The sequence below is a fragment of the Lampropedia cohaerens genome (assembly GCF_001005215.1).
In the GTDB taxonomy this organism is placed as follows: Bacteria; Pseudomonadota; Gammaproteobacteria; order Burkholderiales; family Burkholderiaceae_C; genus Lampropedia; species Lampropedia cohaerens.
Genome location: NZ_LBNQ01000033.1, coordinates 1 through 14,057, shown reverse-complemented (window position 1 = coordinate 14,057; position 14,057 = coordinate 1). Strand labels below are relative to the sequence as shown.

Annotated in this window: 13 protein-coding genes; 9 read left to right on the top strand and 4 right to left on the bottom strand. The window is 61.6% G+C overall.

Annotated features, from left to right (window positions below; all coding sequences use genetic code 11):
• Positions 1-730 precede the first annotated feature (730 nt).
• Both AAV94_RS10415 and AAV94_RS10410 read right to left on the bottom strand, forming a co-directional pair.
• Positions 731-2,155 (bottom strand): Cu(+)/Ag(+) sensor histidine kinase, encoded by a 1,425-nt coding sequence (locus AAV94_RS10415; RefSeq protein WP_003121551.1) that lies wholly within the window; start codon positions 2,153-2,155, stop codon positions 731-733.
• Entirely contained in the window at positions 2,139-2,831 is a 693-nt protein-coding gene (locus AAV94_RS10410; RefSeq protein ID WP_003097513.1) for a heavy metal response regulator transcription factor, read from the bottom strand. The genes AAV94_RS10415 and AAV94_RS10410 overlap by 17 nt, the downstream gene beginning before the upstream one ends.
• A gap of 253 nt (positions 2,832-3,084) precedes the next feature.
• Here AAV94_RS10410 and AAV94_RS10405 point away from each other — a divergent pair, with 253 nt between their 5' ends.
• The 9 genes from AAV94_RS10405 (at position 3,085) to AAV94_RS10365 (ending at position 12,520) form a co-directional block, all read left to right on the top strand.
• Entirely contained in the window at positions 3,085-5,097 is a 2,013-nt protein-coding gene (locus tag AAV94_RS10405; protein ID WP_084824876.1) for a copper resistance system multicopper oxidase, read from the top strand.
• Positions 5,098-5,122: 25 nt separating this feature from the next.
• Positions 5,123-6,103 carry a copper resistance protein B gene (locus tag AAV94_RS10400; protein ID WP_013391821.1) on the top strand — a complete coding sequence of 327 codons (981 nt, stop codon included), beginning with the start codon at positions 5,123-5,125 and terminating at the stop codon, positions 6,101-6,103.
• A gap of 37 nt (positions 6,104-6,140) precedes the next feature.
• Entirely contained in the window at positions 6,141-6,626 is a 486-nt protein-coding gene (locus AAV94_RS10395) for a DUF411 domain-containing protein (protein WP_013391822.1), read from the top strand.
• Positions 6,627-6,659: 33 nt separating this feature from the next.
• Positions 6,660-6,932 carry a DUF2933 domain-containing protein gene (locus tag AAV94_RS10390; protein WP_013391823.1) on the top strand — a complete coding sequence of 91 codons (273 nt, stop codon included), beginning with the start codon at positions 6,660-6,662 and terminating at the stop codon, positions 6,930-6,932.
• Between the two features lie 155 nt (positions 6,933-7,087).
• Complete coding sequence (locus AAV94_RS10385) at positions 7,088-9,526, top strand: heavy metal translocating P-type ATPase (protein ID WP_456236138.1); 2,439 nt, start codon at positions 7,088-7,090, stop codon at positions 9,524-9,526.
• A 141-nt stretch (positions 9,527-9,667) separates the two neighbouring features.
• Positions 9,668-10,054 carry a copper homeostasis periplasmic binding protein CopC gene (copC, locus tag AAV94_RS10380; RefSeq protein ID WP_008063308.1) on the top strand — a complete coding sequence of 129 codons (387 nt, stop codon included), beginning with the start codon at positions 9,668-9,670 and terminating at the stop codon, positions 10,052-10,054.
• Positions 10,055-10,058: 4 nt separating this feature from the next.
• Positions 10,059-10,985: a copper homeostasis membrane protein CopD gene (gene copD / locus AAV94_RS10375; RefSeq protein WP_016445094.1), complete on the top strand. Its 927-nt coding sequence runs from the start codon at positions 10,059-10,061 to the stop codon at positions 10,983-10,985.
• 128 nt (positions 10,986-11,113) lie between these two features.
• Positions 11,114-11,398 carry a CopK family periplasmic copper-binding protein gene (locus tag AAV94_RS10370; protein WP_003090336.1) on the top strand — a complete coding sequence of 95 codons (285 nt, stop codon included), beginning with the start codon at positions 11,114-11,116 and terminating at the stop codon, positions 11,396-11,398.
• A gap of 231 nt (positions 11,399-11,629) precedes the next feature.
• Entirely contained in the window at positions 11,630-12,520 is an 891-nt protein-coding gene (locus tag AAV94_RS10365) for a LysR family transcriptional regulator (RefSeq protein ID WP_013391826.1), read from the top strand.
• A gap of 4 nt (positions 12,521-12,524) precedes the next feature.
• On the opposite strand, the gene AAV94_RS10360 is transcribed toward AAV94_RS10365, so the two are convergent.
• Both AAV94_RS10360 and AAV94_RS10355 read right to left on the bottom strand, forming a co-directional pair.
• On the bottom strand, positions 12,525-12,842 hold the full coding sequence (locus AAV94_RS10360; protein ID WP_046742251.1) for a helix-turn-helix domain-containing protein: 318 nt from the start codon (positions 12,840-12,842) through the stop codon (positions 12,525-12,527).
• Between the two features lie 15 nt (positions 12,843-12,857).
• Positions 12,858-13,996, bottom strand: a protein-coding gene (locus AAV94_RS10355) for an IS3 family transposase (RefSeq protein ID WP_156167861.1) whose coding sequence is annotated in 2 segments (ribosomal slippage) — positions 12,858-13,747 and positions 13,747-13,996 — 1,140 coding nt in all. Because the reading frame shifts where the segments join, the coding sequence is not laid out codon by codon here.
• Positions 13,997-14,057 lie beyond the last annotated feature (61 nt).

Here is a 14,057-nt window from a genome sequence, read left to right as displayed (position 1 = left end):
CCCGGCCAGCGCCCCGCCGCGATGGACGGGACGCTGGCGAACACGCTGGCGCTTGCTGCGGCAGGTTGTGCAGGTGCGTGCCGTCCTCAACGCGGTTCAGGGACAACCCGCCCGGCATCGCTATGGAGCTTCCACGCCACGCCTCAAGACCGGCGCTGCAAGGCATGGCGGGGCGTTCTCGCCTGTCGTTGTGGGGTTGACCTGGCCCGCGTCAGCGGGCGAGTCGGAGAAGCCTTCGGGCGGGGTGCAGTGGTCAAGTTTTAGTGGACACCTGCATAGGTAGTTTTGGCGGTTGGCTGCGTTCATATGCAGCCGGCGCCTGATAGCAGTACCTTGATCTTGATCAATAAGACTCTCTGTACCCAGCTACGGGTACATATACCCGCGCAACGAACCAGCAGACCAACTTCCAACTCACCTCAGGGGCTCAGCGCACACAGCCAGGTCTGCGCGCGATCGAGGCGCCGAGCAGGCAGACGTTCGGCACTGACCGCTGAGGCTATCGACGATCGGTGACCGGATCACGACCGAGCAAAGGCCCCCGCGCGCGGTGTGGACGTAGCGATGGGATACACAAGCGCATGATGTCGGCGCCTGCCGCTAGGACTGGGCACGTGGCAGTCACGGAGAAAAAATGTCCCGCTCGCGTAGCAACGTGGCCGGCCGGGTAGATCCCAGAATCAGGCAAAGAGATACGCCAGTTGGCTGGACGGACCGCAGCGCCCTCGGACTACTGCCGCAGATGGGGCAATACCAAGTCAAACCTGGTGACAAGCTCACTGGAGGTCACGGCAACGGAGCCACCATGTGCCTCCGCAATCGATTTCACGATGGCAAGGCCAAGACCGGCGCCCGCCGTATTTCGTTGCCGTGCCGGATCAACTCGGTAGAAGCGGTTGAAGAGCTTTGGTAGATCGCGCTCAGGAATTCTCTCACCGGGATTGACCACACTGATCGTTGTCCACTGCTCGTCCTGCGAAAGCAAGACCGTGATGCTCTTGCCGCGAGGCGTGTGTCGAATTGCATTCGAGAGAAGATTGTTCAGCGCCCGGGTGAGCATTTCCCGATCCGCCGCTATGCTGCCGATCGCCCCTTTAACACCAAGCGTAATGCCGCTATCTTCTGCCAGCGCCTCGAAATAGTCGAACAGACTCCGCACCAATTCGGACAGATCAATGGTAGACAGACGCAAGTTGCGGGGATCATTTTCCGTTTGGGCAAGAAACAGCATGTCACCAATCATGCGTCCCATCCGATCAAACTCTTCCAAATTTGAATAGAGGATTTCTCTGTATTCCTCGTTGCTGCGCGGCTGGCCAAGCGCCACGTGAGTCTGCGTGACCAGGTTGGTGACGGGCGTGCGCAACTCGTGCGCGATGTCTGCGGAAAAGTGTGATAGCCGGGTGAAGCCTTCCTCGATTCTCGCCAACATATCGTTGAAGGCGAATACCAGTTCCGCCAGTTCGATCGGCACATCCCGAGGATCCAGCCTCACATCCAGCTTTGAAGAGCGAATCGCCCGAATCTCTTCATTGACCTTGCGAATCGGCAGGTGGCCCCACTGCACCGCCAGCCAAGCCACACCGAGCGCCAGGCACATGACCAAGCCGGTTGCCCACCAGAGCATGCGCTTGAACTCCGCCAGGAAGTCGAGATGAAAGCCGATGTCCATGGCAGCGACGATGCGGTAGCCGGGCGCCGCTGAATCGTCAGCAGGCAGTTGCAGCACCACACCTCGATATGACCTCTGATCCTCCTGCCACACGATCAAATCGTCAGCGGTGATGCGGTTGACCAACTTTTTGCTACTGGCAAGTTTAGACAGGTCAGGACCGGGCGTGGCATAGATGCTATTGCCAGCCCCATCGTAGACGCCGTACGTCATCCCATGATGTCCTGCGACTGCGTTGGCCAAGTGTTGCTTCAGTTCGTCGCTTGCGATGTCACTTGCAAGCTGGTGCAAGGGCTGAGCCAAAGCGGTTGTCACTGCCTCCAGTTCGTGGGCATCCTGTTGAGCAAAGTGGTGCTCCAACGACCGGAGAATGACCCAATTGAACACAAGAAACACCAAGGTCGTGGCGATACCAACCAGGGCCGTGACCCTCAATGCAAGCGACGCTGGACGGCTTTGCCGCGGCTTATGGCGCAGGGGCATCATCGGGCGCATCGAGCGTGTATCCCATTCCACGCACGGTGTGGATGAGCTTCGGATTGAACGCATCGTCTATCTTCGCGCGTAGGCGGCGGATGGCTACATCGATGACGTTGCTGTCGCTGTCGAAATTCATGTCCCATACCTGCGACGCGATCAGAGAACGTGGAAGGACTTCCCCCTGGCGACGGGCCAGGAGCTCAAGCAACGCGAACTCCTTGCTGGTGAGATTGATGCGTTGGCCAGCGCGCGTTGCACGTCGGCGCGCCAAGTCCAGTACCAAATCGGCAACCTGGATGCGATCAGGCTGGCTCGGAGCGCTTCCGCGTCGCAGCAGCGTCCGCACCCGCGCCAGCAACTCAGAGAAGGCGAATGGCTTGACGAGGTAGTCGTCCGCTCCCAGTTCCAATCCCTTGACACGGTCGTCCACACCGCCACGCGCCGTCAGAAAGAGTACAGGGACCTGTTTACCGGCATCTCGAAGGGCACGCACGATGCGCCAGCCATCGACATCCGGCAGCATGACATCCAAGACCACCAGATCGTATGTCTCGCCCATGGCCAGGTGGTGTCCGTCCAATCCGTTGCGCGCCAGATCCACTACGAATCCCGCCTCCATGAGACCTTGGCGGACGTAATCCGCCGTCTTGTTCTCGTCTTCAACGACCAGCAGTTTCATCGCATGTCCCATGAAATCGCTGCGGCGCAGAAAAATAGCCGCTCACGATGTACGCATTCATCCACTTCAATCAGCAATTTACTGGTTGCCAGCTTCCACGAACATGACACGAACATTACATGAATGTAATTCAAGGGTCATTCGGTGGAAAGTGCCCAACCCATAGCATGACCTGCATTGCGTCGAACTGTGCCGCTCAGGATGGGGTGGCGTTTAGAACGACTTCCGAGTCATCTATGGAGGATTTCAGGCCATGCCGCCTCGTTCACCCTTTTTTATCGTGCCCCCACAGGGCCTTTCTCGTCGGCGTTTCGTCCAAGGGTTAGCCGCCGGCGGCGTTCTCGCTGGGCTGTCCACGCCGGCGTTCAAGGCATTTGCCCAGCAAGGCTCCGCGACGCGCGGTGCCGCCCCTGTGCTAAAAGGCACCGAGTTCGACTTGGTGATCGCCGAATCGCCCGTGAACTTCACGGGCAAGCCAGGCGTGGCTACGACCATCAACGGCTCGCTGCCGGCACCGACATTGCGTTGGCGCGAGGGTGACACCGTCACAATCCGTGTGACCAACAAGCTGCGTGAAGCCACATCCATCCACTGGCACGGGATCATCCTGCCGTATCAGATGGATGGCGTGCCGGGCATTAGCTTCAAAGGCATCGCTCCCGGCGAGACCTTCACGTACCGCTTCAAGGTTCAGCAAAGCGGCTCCTACTGGTACCACTCGCACTCCGGCTTCCAGGAACTCACGGGCATGTACGGGGCGATCATCATCGACCCCGCTGGCGCCGAGACCATCCGCGCCGACCGTGACCACGTGCTGCTGTTCTCGGATTGGACCGACGAAGACCCGATGCGGGTGTTCACCAAGCTCAAGTCCCAAAGCGACTACTACAACTACAACCAACCTACCGTCTTCGACTTCTTCCGGGACGCCTCGCGCGACGGCATGGCCGCTGCGATCGACAAGCGCAAGATGTGGAACGAGATGCGGATGAATCCGACGGATCTCGCCGATCTGTCCGCCGCCACGCTGACCTATCTGGCCAACGGCGTCACCCCCGCCGGCAATTGGACGGCGTTGTTCCGACCGGGGGAGCGCGTGCGGCTGCGCATGGTCAACGGTGCGGGCAACACCTTCTACGACGTACGCATTCCCGGACTGAAACTCACGGTGGTGCACGTCGATGGTGTTGACGTGGAGCCGGTGACGGTCGATGAGTTCCGATTCGGTCCGGGCGAAACCGTCGATGTGATCGTCCAGCCACGGGATGACGCTTACACGATCTTCGCCCAGGCGATGGACCGGACAGGCTACGCGCGTGCCACGCTGGCCGTGCGTGAAGGTCTTCAAGCTCCCGTGCCTGCCCTCGATCCGGTCGAATGGCTGACCATGAACGACATGATGGGCGGCATGATGGGGGGCATGGACCATGGCGGGTCCGGCCAGGCCATGGAGATGACCGGGATGACGGGCATGACGGGCATGACGGGCATGACGGGCATGACGGGCATGACCGGGATGACCGGGATGACCGGGATGACCGGGATGACCGGGATGACCGGGATGACCGGGATGACCGGGATGACCGGGATGACCGGGATGACCGGGATGACCGGGATGACCGGGATGGGCTCGGGTTCGATGTCCGGGATGGATCATGGGGCGATGGCTGGCATGAACCACGGTGGCATGGCGATGGATCACAGCCAACACGCCGCGGCTGCGGGGGGACTGGCCGTGCCCAGCACTACTGCCCGCCACGCTCGCACCGAGTATGGTGCCAGCACGGACATGCGCGTTGACATGGCGCGCACCAACCTCGATGACCCCGGCATTGGACTGCGCAACAACGGTCGGCGCGTGTTGACCCTCGCGGATCTGCATACCCCGTCGGGGCCGCTGGACAAGAGAGGCCCTGGCCGGGAGGTCGAATTGCACCTCACGGGCAACATGGAACGCTACGCATGGTCCCTGGACGGGCTGGAGTTCGGAAAGTCCACGCCGGTGCACTTCAAACACGGCGAGCGGCTGCGGGTCATTCTGCACAACGACACCATGATGACCCATCCCATGCACCTGCACGGCATGTGGAGCGAGCTGGAAAGCCCCGACGGTCGCTTCCTTGCGCGCCGCCACACCCTGCCGGTGCAGCCGGCACAACGCATCAGCTTCCTGGTGACAGCCGACGCGCTCGGCCGCTGGGCGTGGCACTGCCACCTGATGTTCCACATGGATGCCGGCATGTTCCGCGAAGTCGTGGTGTCTTGAACCCAGCGCACAAGGAAGACCAAGAATGTCCAAAGCACTCCCCACTCGCGCACTGGCCACGACGCTACTGGCCCTGGTAAGCGTCGCCGCACAGGCACAAGCACAGAACGACCATGCTGCGCACGGCCAGGCCGACTCTCAAACGGCCGCGCCATCCACTCAGACCGTGGCTCCTGCCGCCGACCCGCACGCGGGTCACGCGGCGTCGGCGAGCGGCTCGACCGCGGCCCCGGCCATGGATCACGGCAACATGCAGATGCAGGGCGGGTCGGCGCCTCCTGACGCCCGCGATCCGCATGGCTACTCCAATGGCCTGACATTGGGATCGGGCGACTACGCCGTACCCGGTGTGCCGCGGCTGATGCTGGCCGACGAACACAGGTTCTTCTCGTTGCGCGGCGAAACCCTGGAACGCCGCTTCACGCGCAAAGGGGACGATTCCACGGCCTACGACCTCCAGGCGTGGTATGGGACGACCTACAACAAGGCCGTCGTGAAGGCCGAAGGCGATATCGCCAAAGGAAAGCTCGAAGAATCGCGTACCGAGCTTCTCTGGGGGCACGCCGTCGCACCGTACTGGGACACCCAGCTCGGCATTCGGGTGGATAACGGCGAAGGCCCGAGCCGTCAATGGTTGGCTTTCGGCATCCAGGGCCTCGCCCCCTACTGGTTCGAGCTGGAGGCGACGGGCTACGTGGGAAGTGGCGGACGTACGGCGCTGCGTGTCGAAGGCAGCTACGAGCTGCTGCTGACCCAGCGACTGATTCTGGAGCCTCGCGCCGAGTTGCAGTTCTATGGCAAGGACGACCCGGAACGCGGTATCGGCAAGGGCTTGGCCGAAGCGTCTGCTGGCTTGCGCCTGCGCTATGAATTCAGTCGCCAGTTCGCCCCCTATATCGGCGTGGAACGGGCGGGCAGCTTCGGACGCACCGCGGACTATGTGCGTGCCGAAGGCGGCCGCGCGCAGCAGACGCGCTGGGTGGCTGGCGTGCGATTCTGGTTCTAGAACCTAGCGGGTTTGATCATCTGATGAGAGGCAATCTATGAACATGCACTACGACAGAAGCCAGGGCAAAGTGCCGAGACGCCAGGCATTGATCGCTGGCTTGTTGGTGATGGCACTCGCAGGACCGAGCCTGGCGCAGAGCCGACCGATTGCCAAGGTCTGGAAGGACCCGAGCTGCGGATGCTGCAAGGACTGGGTCTCACACCTGCAAGGCGCAGGCTTCGATGTGCAGGTTCTCGACACCGGGAACACGGCAGCGCGCACGCGGCTGGGCATCCCGCAGAAGTACGGTTCGTGCCACACGGCGCAGATCGGCAGCTATGCCATCGAGGGTCATGTGCCTGCCTCGGACATTCAACGCTTGCTGCGCGAAGCCCCGCAGGCCATCGGCCTTGCGGCGCCCGGCATGCCGGTCGGTTCGCCCGGCATGGATGGTCCGGCCTATGGTGGACGCAAGGACGCCTACGACGTGCTGCTGATCGGGAAAAACGGTAGCAGCACGGTCTATCAGTCGCATCGCTGACCATCCATCAACCCTTCTCCGTGGAGATATGCCATGCAGCATCAGCACACACATACCCCCAGCGATCGTCCCCGGTTCTGGCGATCGCGCTACGGCGTGGCGTTCCTCATCATCGCCGCTGTCGCCGCGTATTTCCTGCTCAAGGAGCACACGGCACATGTTGCCGGCTATCTCCCCTTCCTGCTGCTGGCGGCTTGTCCGCTGATGCACCTGTTCATGCACCGTGGTCACGGCCACGGCGGACACGATCATGCCGCGCGTCAGGGTGAGGAAGGTGCCGCAGCCTCCAAGGAGCAGAAGCAATGAGTCGAGGCACTCGCACCGTGCGAGCACGCGACGCCGCGCTTGTCTCCTTGCGCGCGTGCGGCCTGCTGCGATCACCAGACACCAACGGTTAACGGCGGAGGGCACTTGTCACTATGAATTCACCCAGCAAGTCTTCAGGACATGAGCACGCAGGCATGGCGGCGGGTGCCACAACGTCCGGCACGCATACCCACCACCATCACGCCAGCCATGCTGGAAGTGACGATGCGGGCGGGCCCTCAAGCCACTCGCAGCCCGATGCCTCGACACGAGATCCGGTGTGTGGGATGGCGGTCACGGCGGCGTCGGAGCACCGCTCCACGCACTTGGGGAACACGTACCTGTTTTGCAGCACCGGATGCAAGGCCAAATTCGACGCCGATCCGGCGCGATATGCCAGCGGTGGCGCGGGCATAGGCACAGGCAGCGGCCATGCACCGCATCACCATGCCAGCACCGCGATTTCACCGGCCCCGGCGGCATCGCCAACCGCACCCGGAACAATCTACACCTGCCCGATGCACCCGGAGATCCGCCAGGATCATCCGGGAATCTGCCCCAAGTGCGGGATGACGCTGGAGCCTCTGCTGCCCGACCTCGACGACGACAACCCGGAGTTGCGTGACTTCTCGCGTCGCTTCTGGTGGACCTTGCCGTTGACGCTCGTGGTCCTGGCGCTGGCGATGCTGGGCGAGCGGCTACACCTGATGGACATGGCTACACAGAGCTGGGTCGAGTTGGTGCTGTCGTTGCCGATCGTGCTGTGGGCCGGCTGGCCCTTCTTCTCCCGCGGCTGGCTGTCCGTGGTCAACCGCAGCCCGAACATGTGGACACTGATCGGCCTGGGAACGGGTGCGGCATTCATCTACAGCGTCGTGGCAACCGTTGCGCCGGAAGTGTTTCCAGCTTCCTTCATGTCCATGGGACGGGTCGGCGTGTATTTCGAGGCCGCCGCCGTCATCATCTCGCTGACACTGCTCGGCCAGGTGCTGGAACTCAAGGCGCGCTCCCAGACTTCGGCGGCCATCAAGTCGCTGCTGGGGCTGGCGCCCAAGACCGCGCGGCGCATCAATGCGGACGGCAGCGAGGAAGACGTGCCGCTCAGCCATGTGCACGTCGGCGATCTGCTGCGCATCCGACCCGGCGAGAAGGTGCCGGTGGATGGCATCGTGCACGAGGGCAGCAGCTCGATTGACGAATCCATGCTGACCGGCGAACCGCTGCCCGTAAGCAAGCGCGCGGGCGACAAGGTCATCGGGGCCACACTCAACACCAGCGGCGCGCTGGTCATGCGTTCGGAGCGGATCGGCTCGGACACCGTTCTGTCGCAGATCGTCCAGATGGTCGCCCAGGCGCAGCGTTCCAAGGCGCCGATGCGACGCATGGCCGATGTCGTTGCCGGCTACTTCGTGATGGCCGTCGTTGCCATTGCGGTCACGACGCTCTTTGTATGGGGATTCTTCGGGCCGCAGCCCACCTGGGTCTATGGACTCATCAATGCGGTGGCCGTTCTGATCATCGCCTGCCCGTGCGCGCTGGGTCTGGCCACGCCGATGTCGATCATGGTCGCAACGGGCCGTGGCGCCACGCAGGGCGTGCTATTCCGCGATGCCGCGGCGATCGAGAATCTTCGCAAGGTCGATACCCTCGTCATCGACAAGACAGGAACCCTGACCGAAGGCCGACCTGCTTTCGATCAGGTCGTCGCAGCACCCGGCTTTACGAACGATGAGGTGCTGCGTCTTGCGGCCAGCCTGGACCAGGGCAGTGAACACCCCCTGGCCGACGCCATCGTGCAGGCCGCGCGTGCCCAGGGCCTCCAACTCGTGAAGCCTCAGAGCTTTGAATCGGGAACCGGCATCGGCGTGCGCGGAAAGGTTGAGCACCGGCAACTCGCGTTGGGCAACACAGTGCTGATGGAACAGTCTGGCGTATCGGTGGAACCGCTCGTACCCCAGGCCGAAGCTCTGCGCGGCGAAGGGGCAAGCGTCATGTACTTGGCTGTGGACGGGCAGCTCGCGGGCTTGCTCGCCGTATCCGATCCGGTCAAGGGCAGCACCCCCGAGGCCCTGGCCGCGTTGAAGGCTGCGGGCCTGCGGGTCATCATGGCCACCGGGGACGGGCAGACCACCGCCAAAGCCGTCGGTGCACGCCTAGGCATCGACGAGGTGCATGGTGAGGTCAAGCCGGCGGACAAGCTCATGTTGATCGAGCGGCTGCAGAAAGAAGGACGCATCGTCGCCATGGCCGGAGACGGCATCAACGACGCGCCGGCCTTGGCGAAGGCAGACGTGGGCATCGCCATGGGAACGGGGACCGACGTGGCGATGAACAGCGCCCAGGTCACGCTGGTCAAGGGCGACCTGCGTGGCATCGCTGTCGCTCGCACGCTCTCGGTGAGTACCGTGCGCAACATGAAGCAGAACCTCATGTTCGCCTTCCTCTACAACGCGCTGGGCATCCCCATCGCCGCCGGGGTTCTCTATCCCCTCACGGGCTGGCTGCTGTCGCCGCTGATCGCAGCATTGGCGATGAGCCTGAGTTCGGCGTCGGTCGTTGGCAACGCCTTGCGCCTGAGAGCGAGCCGACTGTGACCGGATTTTCTTTCTGAACCTACAGGAGCCTGCTATCGCCCAGCGAACCGTTTCTTTCGTTCCACGCCGTTGCGAAGGTGCAAGCCTTATCTCGGCACTTCGTTCTTAAACCACTCCTCACACATCAAGGTAGAAATCTCTATGACCCGTTCACATTTCATCGCCAAGCTCGTCGCGCCGATCGCTGCTGGTCTGTTCGCCACCGCCGCATTCGCGCATCCTTCGCTGGTGTCTTCAACGCCAGCCGACAAGTCGCAGGTTTCCGCGCCAGCCACCATCGAGCTGAAGTTCTCCGAAACGCTGGTGCCGCAGTTCTCCGCCGCGAGCCTTGTCATGACTGGCATGCCGGGAATGGCGAGCCATGGCCCGATGAAGATCAACGCCAGCGTCGCGGGTGCCGGCGACGGCAAGACCATGGTCATCACGCCAGCACAGGCGCTCCAGCCCGGCGACTATCGCGTCGAATGGCGTGCCGTCTCCTCGGACACGCATCCGATCACGGGTAACGTCACCTTCAAGGTGAAGTAAGCCCATGGCCGGGGATTGGTTGACCATCGTCCTGCGCCTGGCGCTTTATCTGGACCTGGCGGCGGCGTTTGGCGTCGCCATGTTCGGACTCTATGCTTTGGGCAACGACGAGCGATCCTCGACGATCTCGCGCCGCTATCGCGTCCTCATTGGCGCATCCGCTGCCATCGGCATTGCCCTGTCGATGTGGGGCATGACGGTCATGGCCAAGGCCATGTCCGGCGCCCAAAGCTACGCGGAGCTGTCAACGCACGTTTTCGACATGCTCATTACGGGCACGCACATGGGCATCGCCTGGTGCATTCGCATCCTCGCGCTGTTGGTGTGTGTGCTCGTCGCAATGTTGAAATTGAACGCTACCTTGCGATTTGCAGTGATGGCGCTCTCCACCGGCGTGGCGCTGGCGACCCTTGCGTGGGCAGGCCACGGCGCCATGGACGACGGCGTTCGCGGCTACATCCATCTTGCGTCGGATATCACCCACCTCTGGGCAGCGGGCGCTTGGGTGGGCGCATTGTTGGCGTTCTTGATGCTGGCATCCCACAAGCGGGATGTCGCGCAAGACCCGGTAGCGGTCCTCAGTCGGACGTCGAATGGCTTTGCTCGCATAGGTACAGCGATCGTGGCTGCACTCGTCGTGAGTGGAACTCTCAATTACCTGTTGATCGCCGGACCATCGTTTGATCCGCTCATCTCGACGCTGTATGGCCGGCTGCTGATGGTAAAGCTCCTGCTTTTCGCAGGCATGCTGGCGTTGGCTGCTGCCAATCGGTATCGGTTGAGCCCGAGCCTGGAGGCAGCTTTGAAGGCAGGCAATCGCGCACAGGCAGTCATCAAGCTTAGGCAGAGTCTGTTCACGGAGGCAACCTTGGCCGTTTTGGTTCTGGCGAGCGTTGCATGGCTTGGCATCTTGTCTCCCACTGGAACCTAATCCTTCATGGGCGGCAGATGACAGCGCATGAATTGAATGTAATGCACGGGTAAGCCCTCTGTAGACCGCCTGCTTCTACATTTAACGACGCGGCGCAAGTTGTCGTCGTTTTTACAAAGGAGTCGATCATGAAATCGCAAATTGTCATTGCCGCCCTGTTGAGCGCTCTCTCCGTGCCAGCCTTCGCCGGTCATGCAGCAGCCCAAGCAGCCAAGGAGATGGTTCCCTTGGCTGACGGGGGAACGCTGTACATCTTCAAGGACGGAAAGATGGCACAGGAAAGCCGCTTCGGGCGCGCCGTCTATCTCAATGTCGGGGCTTCGGTGTCGACGAAGGATGGGCGCAACATCGCGATCACCAGCAATGAAGTCGCTCGCCTCGGCTCGCTGCTACAAAAAGAGCACGGCGGATGACGCCGCGGGTGTGCGGTGCTTTTCAAAGCTTCTGCACAGTGTGACAGAGACGCGCGCCCCGATTGGGCGCGCGCGATTGGGACGCGTCACGAGCAACCACGAGCGCTCAAGATGCCAGTTTTTGCGATGTCAAGCGCATCAACTTCCCTGGAATGGATCCAGCCTCCACATCCACCGTGATTCGTCCACGGGACATCTTGCGCGAATGAGAACCTGCGAGGAGCCCGATTTATGGAGTTGCGTCATCTACGATGCTTTGTCGTCTTGGCAGAGGAGTTGCATTTCACGCGGGCGGCCGAGAGGCTGCATATAGAGCAACCCCCCTTGTCTCGCGCGATCAAGGAATTGGAAGATGAGCTTGGGGTCACGCTGTTTGACCGCGACCGCAGGGGTACACGGCTGACCGTGGCGGGGGCGGCATTCTTGCAGGACACCCGCCGACTCTTCACTGTCCTGGAGCAAGCGCGTGAGAATGCCAGAGCCATTGCCGCGGGCCTGAGGGGCAGCCTGCGCATTGCAATTTCCGATGGTGCGATGGACCCACGACTATCGGCGTTCCTAGCTCGTTGCCGCGCGGAAGAGCCCGAGGTCGAGATACGTCTCTCCGAGGTACCGCTGACCGAGCAGATACGGGGCCTACGGTCTGGCGACTTCACGATCGGATTTGCACACGCGGCGGATGTTGGCGAAGGCATCGTGGCTGAACCGATCTGGCGAGACCCGATTGTGATCGCCGTGCCAGCGCGGCACTCGCTTCTTGCGCACAAGCAAGTTCCGCTCAACGAACTTCAGGGTCACCCACTGGTTCTGTGCGACAAACTGGCCTGCGAAGGCTACTGCCGAGAACTAAATCGGCTGCTACAGGTTCTGGAACACAGGCTCAACGTTGTCGAAGAAGTGTCGTCGCTGGACATGATGCTAACGCTGGTCGGCGCAGGCTATGGGATTGGTTTCATGACAGCGACCAAGATTCCCATCAGCCAGAGGCCGGACGTGGTGATTCGCCCTCTGGCGCAGGACACGGCGGTAATCACAACCTATCTGCTTCGGCCAGAAAGCAGCAACTCATCGGTTTCGCTGGATCGCTTCATGGAACGTCTGCGAGGACCTCCGGATGACTAAAGCGTCAATGCCCATCTGAATCGTGCGCCGCAGCACGAAGATTGCGTTCGGCTGCGCTGACGAGTTCCGCAGCACTAAGCTTGAGTCCGGCGGCGATTCTTAAGATCAGAGCGAGAGTGGGCATGTGCTCCCCACGCTCTATTTTGCCCATGTGCGATCGCTCGATCCCTGCTTTCGCAGCCAGTTCTTCCTGAGCAATACCTTGCGTCAGGCGGGCGACACGAACGGCCGCTCCGAATGCCAACGCTGGCTCGGCGTCGAAAGTGGTAGTGCCTGGGGGACGGCCTCGTCGGACAGTTCGCTTCTCCTGACCTGCCCCCAGTTTTAGTACCGTTTCCTAGTTAGTAGGCCCTGGGGTTGATGTTAGTTTTTCATGTCGGGGTTGCTGTTGGCTTGCCCTCCAATGCGCAGCGAATTCTGCCGGGGTGTGATTCCCGATAGCGCTGTGCGGTCGGTGTTCGTTGTAGTCCCTTCGCCAGGCCGCGATGCGGATTCTGGCCTCGGCCAGTGAGCAGAACCAGTGCTCATTCAGGCATTCATCCCGAAACTTGCCATTGAATGATTCGATGAACGCATTCTGTGTCGGCTTGCCAGGCTGAATCAGCTTCAGCTTGATGCCGCGCTGATAGGCCCATTGATCAAGAGCCTTGCCGGTGAATTCGGGGCCCTGGTCGGTGCGGATTGCCTTGGGGTAACCGCGGAATCGGGCCATTTCATCTAATGCGCGAGTAACACGAAAGCCGCTGATGCCGTGATCCACAAGAATACCCACCACCTCCTTGGTGAAATCATCGACCACCGTCAGACATTTGATCCTACGTCCCGTACTGAGTGCATCGAAGACGAAGTCCATCGACCATACCTGATTCGGCGCGCTCGGCAGACTCAGCCGCTCGCGCTCTACGGCGACACCGTGGCGGCGCCTCCGGCGCTTCACCATCAACCCGGCAGCCCGGTACAGGCGATAGATCCGTTTAGGGTTGACCTGCATGCCAGCCCGCCGCAGCAGGATATGCAGGCGCCGATAGCCAAAGCGCCGACGCTCCTGTGCCAGCTCCATAAGTTGGGATTGCAGCCTGGTGTTTTGCTCGCTGGAACGGGGTTGATAGCGCAGCACCGAGCGAGACAGCCCGATCAGCTGACAGGCACGGCGCTCGGAGATACCGGTTCTGGCCTGCATCTCCTGCACCGCCTCCCGCCGTGCTGTCGGGCTTACCCTTTTCCCCGGGCGACCACCTTAAGTGCCTCGATATCCAGATGGGCTTCGGCTAGCAGCTTCTTTAGCCGGCTGTTCTCCAGCTCGAGATCCTTGAGCCGCTTGGCGTCCGGCACGGTCATGCCACCGAACTTGGCACGCCAAGTGTAGAAGGATGCATCACTGAAGCCATGCCGCCGGCACAGCTCCTTCACCGGCACGCCGGCCTCTGCCTGCTTAAGAAAGTCGAGAATCTGTTCTTCTGTAAAACGCTTTTTCACTACCGTCTCCTGCTCGGAAAACGGACTCTACTAAGTTCGGCGTGGTACTGAAATCGGGGGG

Coding starts and splice junctions, on each gene's coding strand:
- AAV94_RS10415 (WP_003121551.1), bottom strand. CDS start 2,155: ATGCCCCTGCGCCATAAGCCGCGGCAAAGCCGTCCAGCGTCGCTTGCA.
- AAV94_RS10410 (WP_003097513.1), bottom strand. CDS start 2,831: ATGAAACTGCTGGTCGTTGAAGACGAGAACAAGACGGCGGATTACGTC.
- AAV94_RS10405 (WP_084824876.1), top strand. CDS start 3,085: ATGCCGCCTCGTTCACCCTTTTTTATCGTGCCCCCACAGGGCCTTTCT.
- AAV94_RS10400 (WP_013391821.1), top strand. CDS start 5,123: ATGTCCAAAGCACTCCCCACTCGCGCACTGGCCACGACGCTACTGGCC.
- AAV94_RS10395 (WP_013391822.1), top strand. CDS start 6,141: ATGAACATGCACTACGACAGAAGCCAGGGCAAAGTGCCGAGACGCCAG.
- AAV94_RS10390 (WP_013391823.1), top strand. CDS start 6,660: ATGCAGCATCAGCACACACATACCCCCAGCGATCGTCCCCGGTTCTGG.
- AAV94_RS10385 (WP_456236138.1), top strand. CDS start 7,088: ATGGCGGCGGGTGCCACAACGTCCGGCACGCATACCCACCACCATCAC.
- copC (WP_008063308.1), top strand. CDS start 9,668: ATGACCCGTTCACATTTCATCGCCAAGCTCGTCGCGCCGATCGCTGCT.
- copD (WP_016445094.1), top strand. CDS start 10,059: ATGGCCGGGGATTGGTTGACCATCGTCCTGCGCCTGGCGCTTTATCTG.
- AAV94_RS10370 (WP_003090336.1), top strand. CDS start 11,114: ATGAAATCGCAAATTGTCATTGCCGCCCTGTTGAGCGCTCTCTCCGTG.
- AAV94_RS10365 (WP_013391826.1), top strand. CDS start 11,630: ATGGAGTTGCGTCATCTACGATGCTTTGTCGTCTTGGCAGAGGAGTTG.